We start from the raw sequence: 19,714 nt of genomic DNA on the forward strand, positions 1-19,714 counted from the left end.
ATGGCGGATTTATTTTCCGGGCGGGGAGACGCGCCGCCACGAGAGATCATCGCCATACCGGACAAGATACTCGGTACGTCCGGCCGCCGATATGAGGTGGGCGATCGCATCGCGGCGGGCGGCAATGGCGTCGTCCATCGATGCATCGATCAGAGCGACGGTCGCGACTATGCAGTAAAGTTTCAGCTCGACCTGCGCGCGGTTCGTCGCACGCGCTTCGAGCGGGAGAAGGCTCTGCTTCGCGATCTGCGCCATGATCACCTCATAAGCTATCATGACTCGGGCGAAGTCATCGGAGAACTGCGGCGCTCACGTCACAGCCGGATGCCGAAGACAGTTCCATTTATCGTCATGATGCTGGCGACCGAAACGCTGTTCGAACTCGTCAAACGATCAGAGGTTCCGCCAGAGATCTTTTTTGCGCAGTTTCGGGGGCTCACCCAAGGTCTCGCTGAGCTCCACACTCGCGCTGTCCATCGCGACATCAAGCCGGAGAACATTCTCGTTATCGGTGATCGATGGGTGCTGAGCGACTATGGGCTGTGCGATATGCATGCGCTGCCGCTGGAAGAACGTATGACACCCGATTGGGAGGTGGTTGGGCCACGTTTTTGGATGTCACCCGAGGCGAACAACCGTAGCATTGGTCGCGACGACGCAATCAATGCTGCCTCCGACGTGTTCCAACTCGCTTCGGTGTTTTGGTTTGTGATCAACCGCAGTCATCCGACAGGCGTGCTTTCCCGCGATGATTGGCGCGGTCCAGAGGCACTGTTCGACCCGATTTTTCGCGCACTACACCATAGCGCGGCGGTCCGGCCAACCGATGGGCGAGCATTCGCTGAACAAATTGATGCCGCAGTCGGCTATCGCGACGATTAGGTAGCATGCGCTGCTGCACACAACCATGGGAAGGCGTCAATGTGATCTATTTCACTTGTGGCAGATGACGCAGCTGCTCGATCCTTCGTCGATGCCATAGACATCGTCGATCGTCTCGACGGTGTTCGCCGAGAGCGGATTGACCCGCCGGTTGCGGCGCAGCCGCTCGCGCCGCTTCTCATAGTCCGCCTTGATCTGCTCAACGCGCTTCGGTGCGATCAACTCGGTTAGGCTCTCACCTTGGCTCCAAGTGAAAGGAGAACCGTCACGGAGCGCCGTCTTCTCGTAATTGATCGCTTCAGCAAATCGGTCCGGATGCTCCTCGGCAAGGCGAACCCACTCGATCTTCTGCTGAAAAAAGCAGAACGTGCAGCCTGAGCGCGAGCGCCATTGATAATATTCGGGTTCGCCAACGTCCGACTGGCCGAGGATCTCGAGCACACCGGGCCGATCAATGCCAGCGTCTCGGAGCGGCAGATGAACCCGCATATTCCGATGGGTGGCTTGGTAGCCCTCGCGACCAGGCTCGTCGGCGCGAATGGCGACATAAGAGTGAATGATCGTCCCGCTTTCAAGATCCTGCCTGAGCCAGTGCTCGAGTGGCCGAAGTTTTAGCTGGCGCGTGCACCACCGGGTGCGCGGAGAGGGGAGGAAGTTCCCATATTCCTCAAGCCAGAAGTCAAAATCACGATCTGGGTTCAATTTCTGGATATGGCGGCCGAGAAAACCTTCCAATTTGTCCAAGAACTTGTAGACCTCGGGGAGTTCTTTCCCGGTGTCAGTAAAAAAATACTCGATGGGCAGCTCGGGGTGATGCTGCCGCATATAAACCGCCAAGGCCGCACTGTCGCGGCCACCCGACAGACCTAGGATATGCCGCTCCCGTGTCATGCCAATTCGCCTTCTTCATCAGCTTCAGCGGCCAACATCGCGACTGCGCGGGCTAGCGCAGCAAGCCGCAAACGGCCCCCTGTATCGTCCGCTCGCAACCCAGCAACCACTCGGTCGGCTAGGATCGCCGCGGCCTTCTTCTCCTTCTCGTTTAGCACGAAGCTCCGCATCAGCGGCGGTGTCTTGGGATCGAGCCCGACCACGAGCGCGAGAGCCTCCGTGTGCGATTTGCGATCGCGCACGACCGCGAGCGCCTCGAGCTCGCGAAAACGCCGGCCGAACCGCGCGGTCTCGGTCAGCGCCTCCTCACGATCGCGGTCCGACCAGCTCCGAGCTGGACGATGGAGAAGCACGCTGACGAGGCTTTCAAGGTCACCGCGACCTTGCTCGATCGCGGCGGCACGGTCCGCAAGGGCGTCGAACGCATAATCGTTGGTGAGGCCTTTGATCGAGACGACCCGCTCACTGATTCCACCGAAGGTCTCCGCATCAACGCCGAGCGTACGGGCCAGCGCCCACCGTAGCTCGTCGAGAAGTGCCGGATAGCTCTCCTCGCATGCAAGTAGACCCTGATATACCAAGTCAGGAGATAGGCGCTCCCCGAATGCCTTGGGCAAAGAGTCGAAAAGCAGTGCCTCAGGATCATCCGCCTTCATCACGACCGTCCTGACGGTGAGGGCATCCTGCTCGACCCGGTGGGTTCGCTTGGCGTAGTCCGGAAGGGCTTCGAAACGTCGGAAGAGCGCGGCCGCCACGGGAAGCGAGCCATTCCCAGCCTCGATGCCGAGCCGTTCGGCCAGCCCACTCAAGAACGCTGTCTCACGCACCGAACGGTCGATGCGACGAAGCCGGAAGTCTGCCGGTTTCTGGAGCAGCTTGTCCACGACCACATCGTTGATGGCAGTCTGGTAGACGCCACCGATATAGACCGCGACGCTCTCCCTCCTAGCGAGCATATAGGCCAGGGCCAGGACCGGCATCACGCCGGCCTTGAGCCCGAATGGCGCCGCCGCCCATTGCTTGAAGATCGCGTCCAGCCCCTCAGCGCCGGCGCGGTCGATCAGATCCCAGGCGGGTTGCAGCGACCTGCCTTCGGGGCTTCCATCGGGGTCGCTGAACGCGAAGGATCCAGACGTCGTCTCACGGTGAAGGCCGAACGGCTTGAGAACCGTCAGGTAGAGACCAAGCTCGGCGGGATACCCGGTAATTCCGAGATCGGGCTCCGCGAAGCGGTTGACCATCGCGTGCGCCAGATCGCGGAGCGCTGCCATCGCGTTCGAGGACGGCCTATCGCGCTGGAGCAGCTCGCTCTTGAGGATCGGCGCGCAAGGATAGCCGGCATCGGCAAGCGCGCTTGCGATGATCGCAAGCGGCTCGCGCAGCCCGTGCGTCGGAGACGGAGCCAAATACCACCGAGCGGATTCTAACGCGGATTCGAGCGTGCGGTGAAGTTGATCGATGCACAGCGATTGTCGAGCGGCGATCTCCCGGCGCGCGATCCGGTCGCCCTCCAACTGTGGATGGCCGCGGATCACCCGCTCAACGGCCAACAGCTCGGCGGCCGTTGAGCGAAGCGCGAAGCTGCCGGCCGCGGCGCCGATCGCGATAATCCGTCCCTCGCGCTTCAGCTGCTTGGCCGTTGCCTTCGTAAGCGCATCGAGGTCTGCGGGCTGCATCGATCCGTCACCAAGCGTGAGAACCAGCAAACCGTTTCCACGCTGAACGCGACCGAGCAGCGCCGCCGCGAGGGTCTCAGCGGTGTCCTCGGCGCTGACAATGTGCAGCGCAATCTCGAATGTCCGCAGCGCGCCGGTCGTGAAATAGTGGCGCTTTGCAGTCGCGAACCCAAATCCGACCCTCTGCGGGATCTCCTCAAGTTGTCGGTTGTCGACGGGCGCGATCGCGCGGCCGATCGCGTCCTCAAGGTCGAAGTCGCTGCCGGCGAACAGCGCGTAGCCGCCAAGCCGAGGCTGACGGATCAGCACCGCCCAATCGAGAAGATCCTTGATCGCTGCGGATCGCTCCTCATCGTCGACGCCGGGTAGGGAGGCAGCCAGAATGTCGTCCGCGAGGGCTAACCCCGAGCCGTTGCGAAAGAACTCGATCATCGCCGCCGACTTGGTCAGGGCAACGTGCAAAGGCTTGCCCTTGGCTCCCGCTCGCTCGATGGCTTCGAACGCCAAGCTGAATCGACTACCGTCCGCATTACTCGCCAGCGCCATCCCGAAGTTGGCCGCGAGATAGTCCCACAGCATCGAGGGATCATAGGTGCTCGCGCCGCTTTCGGTGCCGGCGAGGAACTGTTGGAAACCTGCCGGCTCCGCTGAACTCAAGAAGCCGAAAACGCTGCGCTCGTTCTGGGCAAATCGCGCACGGGAGACCGGACCAAGCAACAGCGCGGTCACCGGATTGAGCGGCCAGGTTTCAGCCAGCGCCTTCGTGAGCGCCGCGGTCTCCGTCGGGCGTCGCTTCGCGATTGCTGCCGCTACGACAGCGGCTTGGGTGTGTGCTTTGGCGGGCGGCTCGCTTGCGATAGCGCGGCCGAGCAGCGCGACAGTCTCGTCAGCGCCGCTAAGGAAGGCGATGTCCTGATAGCGGCCCTGTACCTTGGCCCATTCCTGTCGGGCGTTGCGTGCCGCACGCGCGGCATATTGCTCGAAGGACTGGTGCAGGATGCCTATGACAACCAGCCGTCCCTTGCTGCGGGACGCATACTCTGCGATATCCTGTAGAAGATGGACGTCGCCGCCTTCTAGGGCCTCATGCTCTAGCATTTTTCCGAGCTCGTCGAGAATGACGAGGGTGCCGCTGCCGTCCGTTGTTCCAGACCGTAGCAGAGCCGCGATCAATTGCTCGTCGCTCGCCGCGAACTGCTCGCGCGCATCAGAGTCCCAGCCGAACGTGGTGGCGGCGGCGGCGGCAATCGCGTCGCGCAGCCGCACACGGCTCCCGGTTACCGCGACAACCTTCCAGTCACCGTTGGTTCTGGGAAATGCCTTGGCATAGAGGTCCGTGAGCGCTGGGCCCACAATGTTTCTGGCGATCGCGCGGTTGGAGCGTGTTCCGGCCACTAGGTTGGCTAACAGTAGGGCGGCGCTCGACTTTCCGCCGCCATACGGACCGGTCCAGGTGAACGCTCCCTGGTGGCTGTCGATCTGGCTCTCCGCTAGGACTATGAGTGCCTTGGCAATGGTCGCTTGCAGCACATAGCCGACAAGCGGAGGGGTCCCATTGAGATCGGCATCCAGCCGTGCGGAGCGTGCAAAGCGGCGGTCGATTGCCACCTTAGATGCGAGCGTTGTCATGCTGCCGCATTCCACGAGACGCGCTTGGGGTATGCAGCTTGGATCAGGGCTGCCAAATCGATGTCGCTCTTCCGTTGCACCTGCCGAAGCCCGGCGGTGTCGACCCACTGCCAAGCCCCATCTGTCACGTCATCGATTCGCATCAACCGCGTCACGACGCTGTCCTCGTCCAACTTGAAGACCCGTCCCGGCGAGCCTGGCGAGTAGCAGATCTGCTCAGCAGTGAGGGTCGTGGCTCCGCCGCTCCGCTCCCAGAAGGCACCGAGCGCATAGGCAAAGACGGCATCGTGCAGCGTCGGCTTGGGGCCGCGGATGAACTCGTGCCAGCCGCCAAGCCGCGCTTCGCGAACCAACGCGAGCTCGGCAAGAAGGGGTTCGGCCGCGTCTTCGCTGAATGTATTGCCCTTCCTGACATAGCTGCGCAGGAAGACCTCGATGTCGCGCTTCAAGGTGCCGCGGGTGGCGCGCCAACCTTGCGCGTTGACAAGGCTGAACAGCTCGTCGAGCAGCGTTGCCGGGTCAAACTCAATCGTGCTCAGGAGATTGAACGCGTAGAAGGCGGTTGTCGCCTTGGAAGGTGTGCTGGCGATGTGCCAATGCACGAGCCAGATAGTCGCTGCCTGCTCGAGATAAGGGTCGAGCGCGCCATCAGCCAACACTGCATGGCCGAGGACGGTTGGGCGAATGATACGGCCCTGCTCCTCAAAGAAGCCCGACGCGAGCGCCCAATAGCGCATCGAAACAGCCATGTTGCGGCCGACTCCGAAACGCGCGATGGCTTTTTGTTCCTGGAATATCCCAGTATGCACGCCGTCGCCGATGGCGTCAAACGCCTTCTTCAGCCAAAGCAGGCGAAGAGGGAACGTCTCGTGCCCCGCAAACTGCCCCCTCGATTCGAATGTGAAGCTGCCTTGCATCATGCGGGCATGCTACTGGTGAACCTCTCCAGTTGCAAGCCAACAACGCTTGGCGGCATCTGCTATAAGCTGAGCTGCGGTGACAACTTCCGCCTCGGTCGTGTACCGATTGCAGAAAATTCGGACCACGGAGCGTGCATCGCGATCAGAAAAACCAATTGCTTCAAGAACATGAGACACTCTGATCTGGCCAGACGTGCAGGCCGATCCTGTGGAGAGCGAGACCTCCCGCGCGGCTGTCGCGCACAGCATGTCCGCATCGACCCCCGGCATCAAGATCGCGGCACTTCCCGGTACGGTTTCGGCGTTTTCGCCCATCCATGTGAAACGCAACTGGTGGCGAGCAAGCTCGTCGAGCAGGAGGGCAATTAGTCTAAACCCGTGCGTCTGATCCTTGGGCAGACGTGACCGCGCGACCCTCGCGGCGGCCGCAAAGCCAGCGATCAGAGCGACGGGCTCGGTGCCTGGCCGAGCGCCACCTTGCTGGCCGCCGCCAAAGATTTGCGGTGCGGGTCGCGGCGCGCCGGCTGACACATACAACGCTCCGATGCCCATTGGACCATAGCATTTATGGCCGGACACACTGAGGTAATCGACGTCGAGTTCAAGGACATCGATCGGGATTTTGCCGGCAGCTTGTGCGGCGTCGCAGTGGAAAAGGGCGCCGGCGGCATGGACGATCTGTGCGACCTCGCGGACGGGCTGAACCACGCCAATCTCGTTGTTCACGAGCATCACCGACGCGAGCAGTATATCGTCGCCGATAAGCCGCGACAGAGCATTGAGGTCGAGGCGCCCATTGTCATGGACAGGCGCGACGGTGACGGTGAAGCCCTCGGCTTCCAACCGGCGCGCAGGCTCAATGACCGCCTTGTGCTCGATCGCGGAGATGACGATCCGGCGCCGGTCGCGTTGGTTCTTGCCATACGCGGCCGCTACGCCAAGGAGAGCGAGATTGTTTGCTTCGGTGGCCCCTGAAGTGAAAACGATCTCAGCCGGCGCCGCGCCGATGAGGTCCGCAACCGCAGCACGGCCGTGCGCAATAATCCGTGCAGCGCGCTCGCCCGACCCGTTCGGTGAACCGGCGTTACCGGGAAGTTCCCATGCCGCGAGCATCGCGGCGCGCGCCTCCGGCGCGAGCGGCAGCGTCGCGAAGCCATCGAGATATATCGGAGCATCCATTCCTGCGTCGCGCATGTTCATATCTTGTTCTTAGCCGAAGAGTGCCGGTGCTGAAATCGAAATCTAATCGTTACGATAATCGCGCCGCTTGAGGAAGATGGTTTGGCAGATCGAGGAAAGGGTAATATGGGTTAATTGGGGCTAATTGGGGTGCTTGAGCGTGCTCTCTCGCTCCTTTCCACAGAAGCTAAATCCGCTGAAGAACTTAGCAACCGACTTTGCCACGTCTGCCGGCTGATCGGTCTACCTCACAATGCGGTCGGAAAGTCCTGGGTGGCGGAGATGGACGCGGAACCGAAGCTCCACTTCCGGGCACTTCGCCAATGTCGGCCCTTGGCGCTAAACGGGTACGCCAACAACCAGCGGCTATATTTTTATTCGTCTAAACTTGGAAACAGGTCTACAGCGGCATCCGTCGCAGCAGATCGCGATACCCGCCGTCCATCAGTTGGCGACCGCGGCGGATCAGGTAGCGCACTTGGTCGCGCAAGGGGGTGTCCCGGTACCAGTCGGCCTTGACGCGCTCGGTGCCGAACAGCGCCTCGGCTGTCTTCCGCGCGCTGGCGCCATCAAGGTTGGCGTCGAGCGCCTGGAGGATGCGCATCAGCATGCGGGTCTGGTATGGCGTCAAGTCCGGGGGAGCGGCCGGGTTGGTCACCGCATCGTGGAACCGGCGGAGCGCCGCGACCTGGGCGTCCAGGTCATCGTCCAGCGCGATCAGCGCCCGCAGCGGCGTGCCGCGTCTGGGAAGACGCTTGCCCTCGATCCAGAAGCGCCGCTCGCGCGGCCCGTCGGCCAGCGCGACGTGGAAGCCGTCTCCGGTGTCGAGGACGGCTCGGCGCGACGCTCCCCACCAGGGATCGAGGCAGGCGCCCAGCCCGGTGTAGGGCCTGGGAGCCGGCGACAGCCGGACCAGGGCCGGCAGCACCTCGGGCCTCCAGAACACCAGCGTCTCAGCGCCGCTTTTGCCCGGGTCCTCCAGGACAGTGCAACCCCCAATGGCCGGTGCCGTCGGAGGATGCCGACTCGCCGCGCTGTCCAGCCGCATCCGCTTGATAATCCCCGTTGCGGCGCAGGAATTCCCACGCCCAACAGGAAGCAGGGACGGTCAGGGCATACTGGTAGGCGGCCGATGCTCGCCAATCATTCATAGCGGTCATGATGTCTTCGCTCGCGCGCAGCGTCAGGTTGCGCCCGAATCGAAAAAGTGAGCCGCTACCCTGAAATTGCGACAGCGCCGACGGCGTAGAGCCCGGCGGGAACGGCGTACTTCGGCGGACTCCGCCGATCCGGCCATCCGGAACGACGGATTTCCGGAAATCCGGCGATGCGGAAGTCAGTGCATGCCCTGGCGGAGCAGGTCGCGGTATCCGACCCGCGTCATCCATTGCGCCCGCGCCAGATGGGTGGCGTGGGCGTGCCGGGCGCGGTCGGGCTCGCGGGCGGGGTCGATGCGCAGCACGATGCGGGCGACTTCGTCCGGGTCGGCGCCATCCGCCTCGGCGTCGAGCAGGCGCAGGTAGGTGACGAGGTGCAGGCGGTCGTAATCGGTCAGGGCGTCCGAACAGGGCGGCGCGTCGGCAATCGGCGGTTCGAGTTGCGGCGTCGTCATCGGCTGATCTCTCCCCTTTGTGTGTGGCCCCGCACCGAAGCGATGGGTGTTTTCATATCATCGTATGTAGGGACGATCCGGAGCGGGGTCGCGGATCGGCACCGAAACACCGTCGGTTTGCCCGGCCCGCTCCGAATGGGAGATGTATCCCGTGGAGACCTGTCCCGCAATCCTGCTCCATCCTGCCGATGGAGGACATGCCCGACATCCTGGCCCTGAACATCCGCCGCCTGCGCCTCGCCAAGGGCATCACGCAGGAGGAGCTGGCGCACCGCGCCGGCATGGACCGCAGCTACCTCGGCACCATCGAGCGGGCCGAGCACAAGGCGACGGTCGTCACCGTCGGCCGTCTGGCGGCGGCCCTCTCGGTGCTTCCCCGTAATCTCCTGGAACTTCCCCCCAACCACCCCTACCTCGCGCGGCTTGCCGGACATCCGTAGGTCCGGAACGGCGGCGCTGCGCATCGGATATCACAGCGCCGCCGTGTCTTTAGATGCCTTATAATGGGTGGTTGCCAACGGCGCATCTGGCGGGGTTTAGCTAAACTTTCAGTCTATTCTTTAGAGATGCGTGATGGACAGGACCGGTCCCGGACCGGGGACCGGCGTGCCATCCGCACCCGCTGGCGCTCGACCGGCGGCGTGGTCAGCGTTTCGTAGCCTACACCGGGGGGCGCAGGCCCCGTTCCCGGTCGGCAAGAATGCGATTGGTGATGGGGGGGTGGGGTCGGTGCGGTCGTGCGTGGGAGTGTCAGCCGCGCCGCGCCGCCTCGATCGCGGCGATGTCGATCTTCGTCATGCCCATCATCGCCTCGAACGCGCGCTTCGCTTCAGCGCCGCCGACCGCCAGCGCCTCGGTCAGCACGCGCGGCGTGATCTGCCAGGAAACACCCCACCGGTCCTTGCACCAGCCGCACGCGCTCTCCTGGCCGCCGTTGCCGACGATGGCGTTCCAGTAACGGTCAGTCTCCTCCTGATCGTCGGTGGCGATCTGGAACGAGAAGGCTTCGTTGTGCTTGAAGGTGGGACCACCGTTGAGGCCGAGACACGGGACGCCGGCCACGGTGAACTCGACCGTCAGCACGTCGCCCGCCTTGCCGGACGGGTAGTCGCTGGGCGCACGGTGGACGGAGCTCACCGCGCTGTCAGGAAAGGTCTCGGCGTAGAAACGGGCAGCCGCCTCGGCGTCCTTGTCGTACCAGAGGCAAATCGTGTTCTTTGCCATGGCGTGTCCTTTCGCTGTGAGGCCGGAGTCCGGCCCGATATCCCCATCGGCCGTCTCCTGAGGTGGTTCGCCCAAGCGCATTTCTCCACCCCGGCGGAGGACGCGCCCTAACCGCGCCTCTGCTGCTGCGGCCCGCCGGCGTCTTGCAGCACTACCGGCGCGTCGTCCGGCTGATCGACCAGCATGACGCCGAGGCCGCGGGCCGACGACAGGAAGATGACGCCGTGATCCTCCAGCGCCTTGCGCACGGCGTCGCGCGTCGTGTCCCGCACATCGAGGCGGTCCGACTCCAGCCGCTTCAGGGCGGTCAAGGCGACCAGGGCCGTGTCCGCCAGCGTCTCCTGGGTCCAGCCGAGAAGCGCCCGCGCTGCCCGTATTTGCCTGGGTGTGATCATCGACGACCACATTCCCGATGCGCATGCCCAGCGCCACAGAAACGACTATTTTAGTCGCTTTTAAGGCCTGAAGGCGCTACACTCTCAGGCTGCAAATATCCGCTGTCTTTTCCCGGTCGTGGGGTGAGGGAGGAGCCGCGTTCCCGTCCTGCCTCGCCACCGGTGTTGTCCAGCCACACGAGCAGCGACGAACACCTGGGAAAGGACCGGCAACGGTATGGAGGACAAGGGTGATGCCGCGCGTCTGGGAACTGGCCGCCTTGGTAACACGCTACGAGCAGTGCATGACCGACGGCGATGTCTTGACGCCCGTCGACCTGCCCGCAGCGGTGGAAAGCTATTGGCAGGCGGTGGACATCAAGGAGCTGATCTACCACGAAGCCCTACGCTTCCGCGTCCCCATGCCGTGCACCGGCTGCTGGCAGGACGATCTACGAAGCGTGCAGGCGTTCATTGCCGGGGGCGGCTGGCAATAGATGATCAAGACCTGTTCCGCGACTCGGTTTCCCGGCGACTCGCAGCGGGCCGACAACGGGCCGGTTGATTCGGCCACGCTGCCGGGTGCGTCCACTCGAAACGATGGTGCGCTGTTCACCGTCCTCCGGCGCGATCTCGGCGAGGCGGCGTTCCGCGACGTCCTGGCCGCGCTCGACGAGGAAATGGAGCGGCGGCTGCGTTCGCTTCAGCAAGAGCCGTGGGACTGGCCGGGCATCCGTAACGACACCCAGGCAATGCTGTCGCTGGCCGCCGGCTTCGGCTTCGCCACTCTGGCCGCCCTGTCCCGCACCGTGCTGTCCACCGGCAGACACCCGTCGAGCCACCTCACGGAGGTCCTGCTGTCAACCGACATCCCGAACTGCCCCCCTGGCGACACGAGGATCTGCCCCCCGGTTGCACCGCTCAAGCGGTGGTCGGTTGAAGCGCCGCAGCGGGCTTCTGCAGAAGCCCGCTGCGGCGCTTTTCGCGAAGCCGGTAGCTGTCGCCTCGGATGGTGACGACGTGGCTGTGGTGGAGCAGCCGGTCGAGGATCGCGGTGGCCACGACGGGATCGCCGAAGACGCTGCCCCATTCCCCCACGGCACGGTTGGAGGTCACCAGCATCGCCCCCTTCTCGTAGCGCCGGCTGACGAGCTGGAAGAACAGGTGGGCGGCGTCCGGCTCGAAGGGCAGGTAGCCCAGCTCATCGACGATCAGCAGCTTGGGCTTGGTGTAGTGCAGCAGCCGTTCCTCCAGCCGGCCGTCGGCATGGGCCTTGGCGAGTTGGGCCACCAGGGTCGTCGCCGGGCTGAACAGCACCGAATAGCCGGCCACGATCGCCTCCCGGCCGATGGCCACCGCCAGATGCGTCTTGCCCACGCCCGGCGGACCGAGGAACAGCACCGCCTCGCCGTTGGCGATGAAGCGCCCAGTCGCGATTTCCCGGATCTGCGTCTTGTCGAGCGACGGCTGGGCGGCGAAATCGAAGCCGGCCAACTCGCGCACGAAGGGGAAGCGGGCCAGCCCGAAGCCCATGTCGATGCGGCGCTGATCGCGCCGGGCGATCTCCCGTTCGCAGAACAGCGCCAGGGACTCGCGGATCGTCAGCTCCCGCCGCCCGGCCTCGTCGATCAGGCTGTCGAGCTGGTCGCGCAAGGCCGTCAGCTTCAGCCGGTTCAGCATGGCGATCAGATGGTCGTGCTCGCTCATCAGAAGCCTCCTCCGGCCACGGCCTCGTATTCGGCCAGCGGACGCAACAGCGCCGGCACCGCCGCCACCGCGCCGCCGTCCTCGGGGCGGGCGACGCGGACCGGCCGGCCATCCGCTCCGGCGACGCCGGCCAGATGGGCATCCTGCATCGAGCGCCCATGCCGCCCCTTCAATTCGGCATGCACCGCCACCTCGCGGCCGGCATGGAGAACCCGCAGCGTGCCGGCCTCCACCATCACCCGGACCCGCTCGCCGATCAGCCGCCAGGGCACCGAGTAGGCGTTGCCGTCCACCTCCACCGCGCAGTCCGTACCGACCCGGCGAACCAGGTCGCGCGCCGTGGTGAAGGGCGGGATGCCGGCCAGCGGCTTCAGCGCCTGGGCTTCCTCCCGCCGGAACCGCTCGATCGGCGCTTCGCCGGTCGTGCCGTGACACCGCTGATCGGCGATGTCCCGCGTCCAGGCCTCCAGGTGCGCTTCCAGTTCCGCCCAGGTCGCGAAGGAGCGGCCGGCGATGGCGTTGCGTTTGACGTAGCCGACGCCGCGCTCGTCCTTACCCTTGGTGCGCGCCCGGTACGGCGCGCAGGCCCGCACCCGGAAGCCCCAGTGCCGGGCAAAGGCGTGCAGGCGCGGGTGCAGCACCACCTCCCGGCTGGCCGGGTCGTGATGCAGGACCAGCGCCCGCGCGTTGTCGAGCAGAACCTCCTCGGGAACCCCGCCGAAGGCCCGGAAGGCGCTTTCCAGGCCGTCGAACCAGCTGTCCTGCTTCTCATGTCCGTAGGCCCGCACATGCAGCCGGCGGGAAAAGCCCAGCGTCGCCACGAACAGGAACACCACCGTCGCCACCCCGCCGATCTCGATGCGCCGGACGCCGAAGTCGATCTGCATCTGCTCGCCCGGCCGCGTCTCGAAGCGCACCGTCGCCCGCGCCTGGGCAACCAGTTCCCGGCGCAGCGGCGCCAACGCCCGCTCCACCGTGCGCAGGCTGACCGCGATCCCCTTCTCCCGCGCCAACTCCTGACGGATCACGTCGGCGTTCCCGGCATGCCGGTGGAAACGCTCGGCCAGCCAAGCGCTGTGTTCATCCAACCGCTTCGAACGCGAGGGCGCAGCGCACGGCCGCCAGCCGCCCAGACCGAGCCACCGCTTCACCGTGTGCTTCGAGCAGCCAAGCTCCGCCGCGATCCGCTTCGCTCCCCAGCCCAGCGCCTTCAACTTCAGCATCGCCGACACGTCATCCGGCGCCTTCATCACGTCCCTCCGCGGTTCAATGCCCCGCGGAATAGCCTCGTTCAAGCTCCCCATCCCTCAAATCCCCTTCTCTCAAGGGGGGCAGGTCCTCCTGTCGCCAGGGGGGCAGTTTGACGTGTCGCCTGACACCTGCGGCCGTACGTGGCCGAGGTGCACCGGCTGCGTTCGACCATAGCCGCACTGCACCCCACGGTCGGCCTGGATTGAGGGGCGGTGATCGTCGGGGCGCGGCCGCTGCGGGACGGCGCATCCTGAGGGGATTGAGGATGACAGTCATGGCCGAAGACACGCCGGTTCATGTCCTCGTCGCCGAGGACGAGGTGCTGGTCGCCTGGGCGCTGCGCGCCATCCTGGAGGAGGCGGGCTATCAGGTCACGCTCGCCCACGATGGGGTGCAGGCGCTCGCCCTCCAGGCCCAGACTCCCGCCGACGTGCTGCTGACCGATCTCCAGATGCCCCACCTCGACGGCTTGGCCCGGATCCGGCAGTTGCGGGCGGCGTGTCCCACGTTGCCGGTGGTCGTGATGACCGGCGCCCCGGATGCCAGCGCTCTTGACGAACTGCGGAGCGCAACGGCGGCCGGCACCACCATCATGACCAAAACGGTGAGTTCCTGGCCGGTCATCGCGGCCATCCAAACCGTGCTCGGGTCTTCATGACCGCGTCAAGCGCTTGGATGGGGATGGACTCGGCATCCCGGCGAGGCCGCCTGAAGGGCGAGAAGCCATCCTGGAAATATGGGCTTTGACGGACCAAGGACAGCTTCATACGATAGTATGCAACGCCAACGCGAAGTGCTCCGGACCATGACCGACGTTCTCGAACAGGCCAGCAGGATCGTGGCTGCCTACGTCCGCAACCACCGTGTCGGTGTCGAGGACAGACCATCTCTGATCGCCACCGTGCGCCGGGCTTTGGAAGCCCTGGGCATGCCCGCGGAACTGCGGCACACCGAACGCAAGCCAGCCGTGCCGATCCGCCGCTCGGTGACGCCCGACCACATCGTCTGTCTGGAGGACGGCCAGAAGCTGAAGATGCTGAAGCGCCATCTGCGGACCGCCTACGGCATGACGCCGGAGGAGTACCGGGCGCGCTGGAACCTGCCGGACAATTACCCGATGACCGCTCCAAACCACGTGGCGTCCTGCTCCGCGCTCGCCAAGGCGCGGGGACTCGGTCGAACCGAACGGAGATTACGGAACGCACCATAAAGGGCTGCGCCCGCTTGTCAGACCTCCGTCTCGGATGCCGCTCTGATCAGCACAGCCCCATCGGGCATCTCCTTGCCCCAGGAAGAGTTGTCGGTGATCGCTCGACGTCGTCATGGCGCTGAACACTCAAAATGCTGATTTCTGTTCCCGACGCCGGTCCAGAGCGACATCGAACTGGCGCAGCAAGCGGCTCAACGTCTCGAAATCGACGTGGCGGGACGGCAAATTCTTCATGCACCGGTTGTCCAGATGCACCACGCTGATCAGCGCCGACACGCAATAGCCCAGAAGCCAGTAGTGTGCATGGATCGTGCGCAGGAACTCGCGGAACAGTGACGGGGAACCATCCATCAGCGCCCTGAAGCTCTTCTCGTACTCGCCCAGAATGTGGCGGATATCCAGCAGAGTGGCGTTGAGCATATGACCCACCCGGTCGATGTGCATCAGCAAATGCTCATCGTAGGGACGGTGCATTTTCAAGTCGGCCGGCACGCATTCCCGGGATCTCAACCACGTGATGATGGTGCGGACCCGCGGGGCGATACGGCGGAGTTGGTATTCATAGAAGGTGATCCCCTTCCAGGCGCTGAAGATTGCGTCGGCTTCGGAGTGATCGATGCCGAAGGCCGATACGAAATGCCCGGCCTCTTCCATGTCGGGATTCCAGATGGCGTCGAGAAACCGACCAACGATCGCCTCGCTGCCGATACCATCGTTGACGGCCTTGCGCACGATTGGCTCCACTCGCCGGCTGATCAGCCGACGCAACTGAGCCTCCTCCTCTGCGGCGATTTGCCAATAACGTTGATCGAGCCGAATTTTCTTCGCTTCGAAGTAAGTCTTCAGCAGAAAGGCATCCAGAGATGGAATGTTGTCGATCAGGGACAGAAGGCTAAGGTCGTTATGGACACTTTCCTGCTCCACCGCTTCAGGACCGAAGTGCTCTTCCAACAGAACGGTGCTGTTGCGGGACCTTAGATAGATGGCAACTCCACCGGTCTCCCATTGACAGCCGTCATGGGGGATGTAAATGCCGGTTTCGACCGGACGCTTGCTGAGCGCGTTCCCAGCGTCGCAATTCAGGAAATCGTGCCCGTCGCCCTGGCTTTCGTCGAAATTCGGGTACTTGAACAGGATGACATGGTTCAGAGCATGCGTCCGGAAGAGATGGGCCTCTTCCGGCAGGCTTTGGGTAATGGACAGCAGGTTCAGCGATACGCTGGAACCTCCGTATAAGATTTGTTCCAGGATCGGTGAGATTGCTTCAAAGTGACGTCGCATACGCACAAGGCTCCTCTTTCGCACTCGCCAGAGGGCACAGGCTTTCGCTCGGGATGGGCAAGTTACTCATCCGCTTATTTCCGTCAAAGCGGACATCGCCCGCCTTTGACAGAAAGAAAAATGATGTTCACTTTCTATCCGAACAAAAACCATCAAGGGCGCTGACGATTTCATTGGGAATTTAATTTTCTCTATAAAGATCCTTCCGCCCTCCCTCGTCGCGAGTTGCCAGATCCATTTGCAAACATTGAGCATCAACAACCCTTAATATACATTTTACTGCCAATCGGCAGCGGGTGGTCATTTTGACGCAGTGGCATCGCACACGAAAAATGTTCTTTGCGTTCCGTGCGTTATCTTGATTGCCCAGTTCGGGCTGCGCCTTTGCGCGATCATGGTGACGGCAACCGCCGATCCGACCAGCGCGGCGACGAGGCTTCCTCTGTTCACCGTCAAATGATCCCAACTTGTGCGCTCGGACATGATTCCTGTGTTTGCGGAGCTTGGCGGTGCTCTCTTTGCAGTCACCCACCCAAAGCATGGAAAGAGGCACGAGCCACGCTAGGCTTCCTTTACGGTCAGCGCGGTCAGGTCGGCGAGAACACCGCGGATGAAGTCCCAGGGATAGCCGTCGGCGTCCGGCTCCAACTCGCTCCATTCGGTCGCGATGGCGAGCTTGGCGATGACGCCGGGGAGCGACTGTGCCGGCGTGCGGGACGCGGCCTTGAGCAACTCGTCCACCCGCCGGTCCGCTGCGGCCTCCCGCTCCACGGCGCTGGTGAGGCCGACCGCCGCCGCCTCGGCGTCCCAGCGCGCCTGTGCGGTGGCAAGATCGCGCTTCAGGCGTCGGCGCAACGACCGTGTGGCCGGCGTCGTCCCCAGCACCCGGTCGATCTGACGAGCGTCCGTGGCGACAACCGAAGGACGTCCTGGATCGCCGAGAGGGATTTCGACACGGGGAAAGCCGATCGTCTCGGCCAGTTCCCGTTCCAGGCGCTGAGCCTCGCGGCACAGCCGCTGCGAGGAGGCGAAGATCTCGCGCCAATCCTGCCAGATCAGGATGAGCGGGTCGGCGTCCTGTTGCTCGGATACGGCAACCGTCAAAAGGCGAGCGGCCGCAGCTAAGCTCGTCCGGCGAGGCACAGGGCGTGCCTTTGGTGCTCGCGCCTTTGGAGACACGCCCACCTCCTTTGCGTGAAGCAGAGTAACTGATATTCTGCCGTTTGACTGCAATCAGGTCAACAGAAAAGATGCTTAACGACAGAAAAGACGTCATAACACCCGCGCAATGCAGGGCGGGGCGCGGCTTGGTTCGAATGAGCCAGGAGCAGCTTGCGGAAGCCGCAGAGGTCGGCGAGAAGACCGTCGCGGATTTTGAGCGCGAGTCTGAACGACGGCTCCATATCCGCACCCTTCGCGCCCTCCGCGCAGCGCTGGAGGCTGCCGGTGTGGAATTCATCCCAGAGAACGGCGGTGGCGAAGGGGTTCGGTTCAAAAAGGACCGGCCGCAGGAGACGGACGTCATTTGATCACGCTCTCGACCGCGCCCACGGTCGCCTTGACCAAATCGAAGATCCCCCGGCGCACGCGCGGGTCCTTGATCCGGTAGTAGCATTTCACCAGTTCCAGCGTCTCCCGCCGCCCCATCGGCGGCGTTTCGGGATCGGGGGGCTCGGAGGCGCGGGGCGCCGCGTCCGGCATGTCGTCGAAGAAGAAGCTGACCGGAATGTCGAGTATGTCCGCCAACTGCCAGAGCCGTGACGCGGCGATGCCGTTGGCGCCGTGCTCGTACTTCTGGATTTGCTGGAAGGTCAGGCCGACTCGCCGGCCCAGCTCGGTCTGCGACAGGCCGAGCAGCGTGCGGCGCAGCCGCAGCCGGCCACCCACGTGGGTGTCCACCGTGTCCAGACCGGTCCCGGCCTTCTGTGCGCGACCACGCCTCTTGCTCTTCACCTCTGGTACGACGTCCACGAAGCCCCCCTCCTGCATCACGCCTTCGGCTGCGGGATGCGACCATGCCCTTTCTCGCGTGCCGGCTGTGCAGCATGGACCGTCGTGCGCATGCCCTCAAGAAAATGTTACTCATAGTCTGTAGACCAATAGGCTACACGCGGGCTAGCTGCCCGGATGGATATCCGCAGGCAGGTCGGGCTCAACGTTCAGCGGATCAGGCGCACACGCGGCTGGTCGCAGGAGGAGCTTGCCTTCGAGTCGGGGCTGCACCGCACCTACATCAGCGGCATCGAACGCGGCGCCCGCAACCCGACCATCACGGTGCTGAAGGAACTGGCGGACGCGCTGGGTGTGCCGCCAAGCACGTTGCTGGAGCCGGATGCTGCCCCGGCTGCCGAAGGGGCCGGTTGATCGTCCTCCTGAGGACAGGGAGGGATTGGCCGGCACCGTGCACGTTCAACGCGGTGGCGGGCCGTCGATGGGGACACCCCGAAACCATCGCACACATTCGGTTATCCAGAGAAACAGCGCCTCAGTCGAGCGCCGGGTCGTCGGCGACCAGGGTCTCGAAAGCGCCTTCACTGTCCGCTTGCCGGGCGAGGAGGGTGTCCAGCTCCCGCCGGGCCTGGACACGCTCGCGACGGGTCAGGAAGCAAGCAGCCAGTTCCACGCGGAGTTCCTGGATTTGCCGGTCGATGGTGAGCATCGGTCCCTCCTGTGTTTGAAGACAGGAGGGCTCGCATGGTGCCGGAGCGGTCCGGGTCGAGGATCGCCGCAGGCGACCGGCCGGTCGGCGAGCGGGGGAGCCGAAATGCGCAGCATTTTGGGGGGACCGCTCGTCCTCGATGCGGGGCGATCCGGCATGGTAGGCTGGGAGGTCTGAAAAGGCAGATAGAACGTTCGGGAAAACGGGGACGCGGCAAGCCGGACCGCCGCCGCCGTGATGGACCGGACGGACAGACCTGCCGGTTGCAGCCCCCGGACGGAGCGCTGCAACCGGCGTCTCACCTCAGCGGGACCAGATCAGCGCGTAACCGCCATCGACTTCGACCAGGCTGGCGTGGATCGGGGCCGGAAAGCTGGGATCGTCGAGCTTGACCGAGTGGTAGGGCCGGCCGGTGTCCTTGGCGGCCTTCCGCCAGCCGGCGCCGATCTCGATCGGCCCGCACAGGGCGCGCAGGTCGGGAGATTTGTCGTGCTCCTTCTGTGCAACGACAATTTCGTTGTCCGTCGGACGTCAATTACCTCGTCCTGCCGCAGGTGTAGCGGTCAGTCGTAGCGTAAGAGTGCGGCTCGACGTTTTGCGGATCGGACGGCGGATCGGACGGCCCGATCGGTTTTGATGAGGTCGAACTTTTCCGGGTGGAAGGCGCGTCCAGCCCATCGCTTCATGTCGGCATGTTCGGGGTGGCTTGGGTCATGGAAGGCATCAAGAAAGTTGGCGTAGCCATGAACGCCGCCGACGTCCTCCGGCGGCCGGGAGCGTGCGCCATCGATGCAGGCGGGGTACTTGCGATCGGCCTCGGGCAACAGCAACGTTTCGGCCTCGATGCGATGATGCCAATCGTCGCCGAAATCGTAGAGATAGAGGAACGGTGGCGGGTTGGGCAGGAAGTCGAACAGGCGGACGTCGTCCTCCGGCAGGGCCAAGCCGTCGTCGTCGAAGGCATCGGCGTTGAGCGTGTCGGGGTCGCCCAAGCGCAAGCCGCCGATCTCGAACTGATGCAGGTGATAGTCGAGCCAGCCGAAGGCGGCCTGGATGATGTGGTGCAACTCGGCCAGCGTCGTCTTGCGTGGCACCAGCAGGCGCCGCCAGATCGGCGGGTTGATGTCCAGGATCGTGATCTTCAGCTGGGCGATGGTCGGAAGCTCGTACATGCCCGCCATGATGCCGCCGCGCACGCCCGGCGACAATTACGCCGTTG

25 protein-coding genes are annotated in these 19,714 nt (G+C 64.1%); 8 read left to right on the top strand and 17 right to left on the bottom strand.

What is annotated here, in order from left to right:
- On the top strand, positions 1–882 hold the full coding sequence (locus ACWPXE_RS10095; RefSeq protein WP_454017702.1) for a protein kinase domain-containing protein: 882 nt from the start codon (positions 1–3) through the stop codon (positions 880–882).
- Positions 883–933: 51 nt separating this feature from the next.
- On the opposite strand, the gene ACWPXE_RS10100 is transcribed toward ACWPXE_RS10095, so the two are convergent.
- The 7 genes from ACWPXE_RS10100 to ACWPXE_RS10130 form a co-directional block, all read right to left on the bottom strand.
- Positions 934–1,773 carry a phosphoadenosine phosphosulfate reductase family protein gene (locus tag ACWPXE_RS10100; protein ID WP_454017703.1) on the bottom strand — a complete coding sequence of 280 codons (840 nt, stop codon included), beginning with the start codon at positions 1,771–1,773 and terminating at the stop codon, positions 934–936.
- Positions 1,770–5,078: a hypothetical protein gene (locus ACWPXE_RS10105; protein ID WP_454017704.1), complete on the bottom strand. Its 3,309-nt coding sequence runs from the start codon at positions 5,076–5,078 to the stop codon at positions 1,770–1,772. The genes ACWPXE_RS10100 and ACWPXE_RS10105 overlap by 4 nt, the downstream gene beginning before the upstream one ends.
- Positions 5,075–5,998: a DUF4007 family protein gene (locus ACWPXE_RS10110; protein WP_454017705.1), complete on the bottom strand. Its 924-nt coding sequence runs from the start codon at positions 5,996–5,998 to the stop codon at positions 5,075–5,077. The genes ACWPXE_RS10105 and ACWPXE_RS10110 overlap by 4 nt, the downstream gene beginning before the upstream one ends.
- Positions 5,999–6,007: 9 nt before the next feature.
- The gene (locus ACWPXE_RS10115; protein WP_454017706.1) at positions 6,008–7,198 is read right to left on the bottom strand and encodes a cysteine desulfurase family protein; all 1,191 of its coding nucleotides are present in this window, start codon (positions 7,196–7,198) and stop codon (positions 6,008–6,010) included.
- A gap of 379 nt (positions 7,199–7,577) precedes the next feature.
- Positions 7,578–8,105 carry a DUF2285 domain-containing protein gene (locus tag ACWPXE_RS10120; RefSeq protein WP_454017707.1) on the bottom strand — a complete coding sequence of 176 codons (528 nt, stop codon included), beginning with the start codon at positions 8,103–8,105 and terminating at the stop codon, positions 7,578–7,580.
- Positions 8,106–8,130: 25 nt separating this feature from the next.
- The gene (locus tag ACWPXE_RS10125; protein ID WP_454017708.1) at positions 8,131–8,565 is read right to left on the bottom strand and encodes a transcriptional regulator domain-containing protein; all 435 of its coding nucleotides are present in this window, start codon (positions 8,563–8,565) and stop codon (positions 8,131–8,133) included.
- On the bottom strand, positions 8,514–8,789 hold the full coding sequence (locus ACWPXE_RS10130; protein ID WP_454017709.1) for a DNA -binding domain-containing protein: 276 nt from the start codon (positions 8,787–8,789) through the stop codon (positions 8,514–8,516). Before ACWPXE_RS10130 ends, ACWPXE_RS10125 begins: the two co-directional genes overlap by 52 nt.
- A 197-nt stretch (positions 8,790–8,986) precedes the next feature.
- On the opposite strand from ACWPXE_RS10130, the gene ACWPXE_RS10135 reads away from it, so the two are divergent.
- Positions 8,987–9,229, top strand: coding sequence for a helix-turn-helix transcriptional regulator (locus ACWPXE_RS10135; protein ID WP_454017710.1), 243 nt, complete (start codon positions 8,987–8,989; stop codon positions 9,227–9,229).
- Between the two features lie 310 nt (positions 9,230–9,539).
- Here the strand turns inward: ACWPXE_RS10135 and ACWPXE_RS10140 are convergent, their stop codons facing one another.
- Together ACWPXE_RS10140 and ACWPXE_RS10145 are read right to left on the bottom strand one after the other, a co-directional pair.
- Complete coding sequence (locus tag ACWPXE_RS10140; RefSeq protein WP_454017711.1) at positions 9,540–10,013, bottom strand: VOC family protein; 474 nt, start codon at positions 10,011–10,013, stop codon at positions 9,540–9,542.
- A 107-nt stretch (positions 10,014–10,120) separates the two neighbouring features.
- Complete coding sequence (locus ACWPXE_RS10145) at positions 10,121–10,408, bottom strand: helix-turn-helix domain-containing protein (protein WP_454017712.1); 288 nt, start codon at positions 10,406–10,408, stop codon at positions 10,121–10,123.
- 233 nt (positions 10,409–10,641) lie between these two features.
- Here ACWPXE_RS10145 and ACWPXE_RS10150 point away from each other — a divergent pair, with 233 nt between their 5' ends.
- Together ACWPXE_RS10150 and ACWPXE_RS10155 are read left to right on the top strand one after the other, a co-directional pair.
- Positions 10,642–10,884, top strand: coding sequence for a hypothetical protein (locus tag ACWPXE_RS10150; protein WP_454017713.1), 243 nt, complete (start codon positions 10,642–10,644; stop codon positions 10,882–10,884).
- A complete protein-coding gene (locus ACWPXE_RS10155) occupies positions 10,885–11,403 on the top strand; it encodes a hypothetical protein (RefSeq protein ID WP_454017714.1) in 519 nt (172 codons plus the stop codon).
- On the opposite strand, the gene istB is transcribed toward ACWPXE_RS10155, so the two are convergent.
- Both istB and istA read right to left on the bottom strand, forming a co-directional pair.
- Positions 11,309–12,094: an IS21-like element helper ATPase IstB gene (istB, locus tag ACWPXE_RS10160; protein WP_454017715.1), complete on the bottom strand. Its 786-nt coding sequence runs from the start codon at positions 12,092–12,094 to the stop codon at positions 11,309–11,311. The genes ACWPXE_RS10155 and istB overlap by 95 nt on opposite strands.
- Positions 12,094–13,398: an IS21 family transposase gene (gene istA, locus ACWPXE_RS10165; RefSeq protein ID WP_454017716.1), complete on the bottom strand. Its 1,305-nt coding sequence runs from the start codon at positions 13,396–13,398 to the stop codon at positions 12,094–12,096. The genes istB and istA overlap by 1 nt, the downstream gene beginning before the upstream one ends.
- 221 nt (positions 13,399–13,619) lie before the next feature.
- Here istA and ACWPXE_RS10170 point away from each other — a divergent pair, with 221 nt between their 5' ends.
- Both ACWPXE_RS10170 and ACWPXE_RS10175 read left to right on the top strand, forming a co-directional pair.
- Positions 13,620–14,003 (top strand): response regulator, encoded by a 384-nt coding sequence (locus ACWPXE_RS10170; protein WP_454017717.1) that lies wholly within the window; start codon positions 13,620–13,622, stop codon positions 14,001–14,003.
- Positions 14,004–14,150: 147 nt separating this feature from the next.
- Positions 14,151–14,555, top strand: coding sequence for a MucR family transcriptional regulator (locus ACWPXE_RS10175; RefSeq protein ID WP_454017718.1), 405 nt, complete (start codon positions 14,151–14,153; stop codon positions 14,553–14,555).
- Positions 14,556–14,681: 126 nt separating this feature from the next.
- Here the strand turns inward: ACWPXE_RS10175 and ACWPXE_RS10180 are convergent, their stop codons facing one another.
- Complete coding sequence (locus tag ACWPXE_RS10180) at positions 14,682–15,836, bottom strand: hypothetical protein (RefSeq protein WP_454017719.1); 1,155 nt, start codon at positions 15,834–15,836, stop codon at positions 14,682–14,684.
- A gap of 561 nt (positions 15,837–16,397) precedes the next feature.
- Complete coding sequence (locus ACWPXE_RS10185; protein ID WP_454017720.1) at positions 16,398–16,940, bottom strand: hypothetical protein; 543 nt, start codon at positions 16,938–16,940, stop codon at positions 16,398–16,400.
- Positions 16,941–17,152: 212 nt separating this feature from the next.
- Here ACWPXE_RS10185 and ACWPXE_RS10190 point away from each other — a divergent pair, with 212 nt between their 5' ends.
- Entirely contained in the window at positions 17,153–17,365 is a 213-nt protein-coding gene (locus ACWPXE_RS10190; protein WP_233474968.1) for an XRE family transcriptional regulator, read from the top strand.
- Here ACWPXE_RS10190 and ACWPXE_RS10195 read toward each other — a convergent pair.
- Entirely contained in the window at positions 17,358–17,807 is a 450-nt protein-coding gene (locus ACWPXE_RS10195) for a helix-turn-helix domain-containing protein (protein ID WP_454017721.1), read from the bottom strand. The two genes, ACWPXE_RS10190 and ACWPXE_RS10195, sit on opposite strands and share 8 nt — an antisense overlap.
- 156 nt (positions 17,808–17,963) lie before the next feature.
- On the opposite strand from ACWPXE_RS10195, the gene ACWPXE_RS10200 reads away from it, so the two are divergent.
- Positions 17,964–18,200: a helix-turn-helix domain-containing protein gene (locus ACWPXE_RS10200; RefSeq protein ID WP_454017722.1), complete on the top strand. Its 237-nt coding sequence runs from the start codon at positions 17,964–17,966 to the stop codon at positions 18,198–18,200.
- 121 nt (positions 18,201–18,321) lie between these two features.
- On the opposite strand, the gene ACWPXE_RS10205 is transcribed toward ACWPXE_RS10200, so the two are convergent.
- The 3 genes from ACWPXE_RS10205 to ACWPXE_RS10215 all read right to left on the bottom strand — a co-directional run bounded on the left by ACWPXE_RS10205 (position 18,322) and on the right by ACWPXE_RS10215 (position 19,691).
- Complete coding sequence (locus ACWPXE_RS10205) at positions 18,322–18,495, bottom strand: hypothetical protein (protein WP_454017723.1); 174 nt, start codon at positions 18,493–18,495, stop codon at positions 18,322–18,324.
- Between the two features lie 303 nt (positions 18,496–18,798).
- Complete coding sequence (locus ACWPXE_RS10210; RefSeq protein ID WP_454017925.1) at positions 18,799–19,008, bottom strand: DUF736 domain-containing protein; 210 nt, start codon at positions 19,006–19,008, stop codon at positions 18,799–18,801.
- Between the two features lie 50 nt (positions 19,009–19,058).
- Positions 19,059–19,691: a plasmid pRiA4b ORF-3 family protein gene (locus ACWPXE_RS10215; RefSeq protein WP_454017724.1), complete on the bottom strand. Its 633-nt coding sequence runs from the start codon at positions 19,689–19,691 to the stop codon at positions 19,059–19,061.
- Positions 19,692–19,714 lie beyond the last annotated feature (23 nt).

This window comes from Azospirillum sp. Marseille-Q6669 (genome assembly GCF_965111635.1).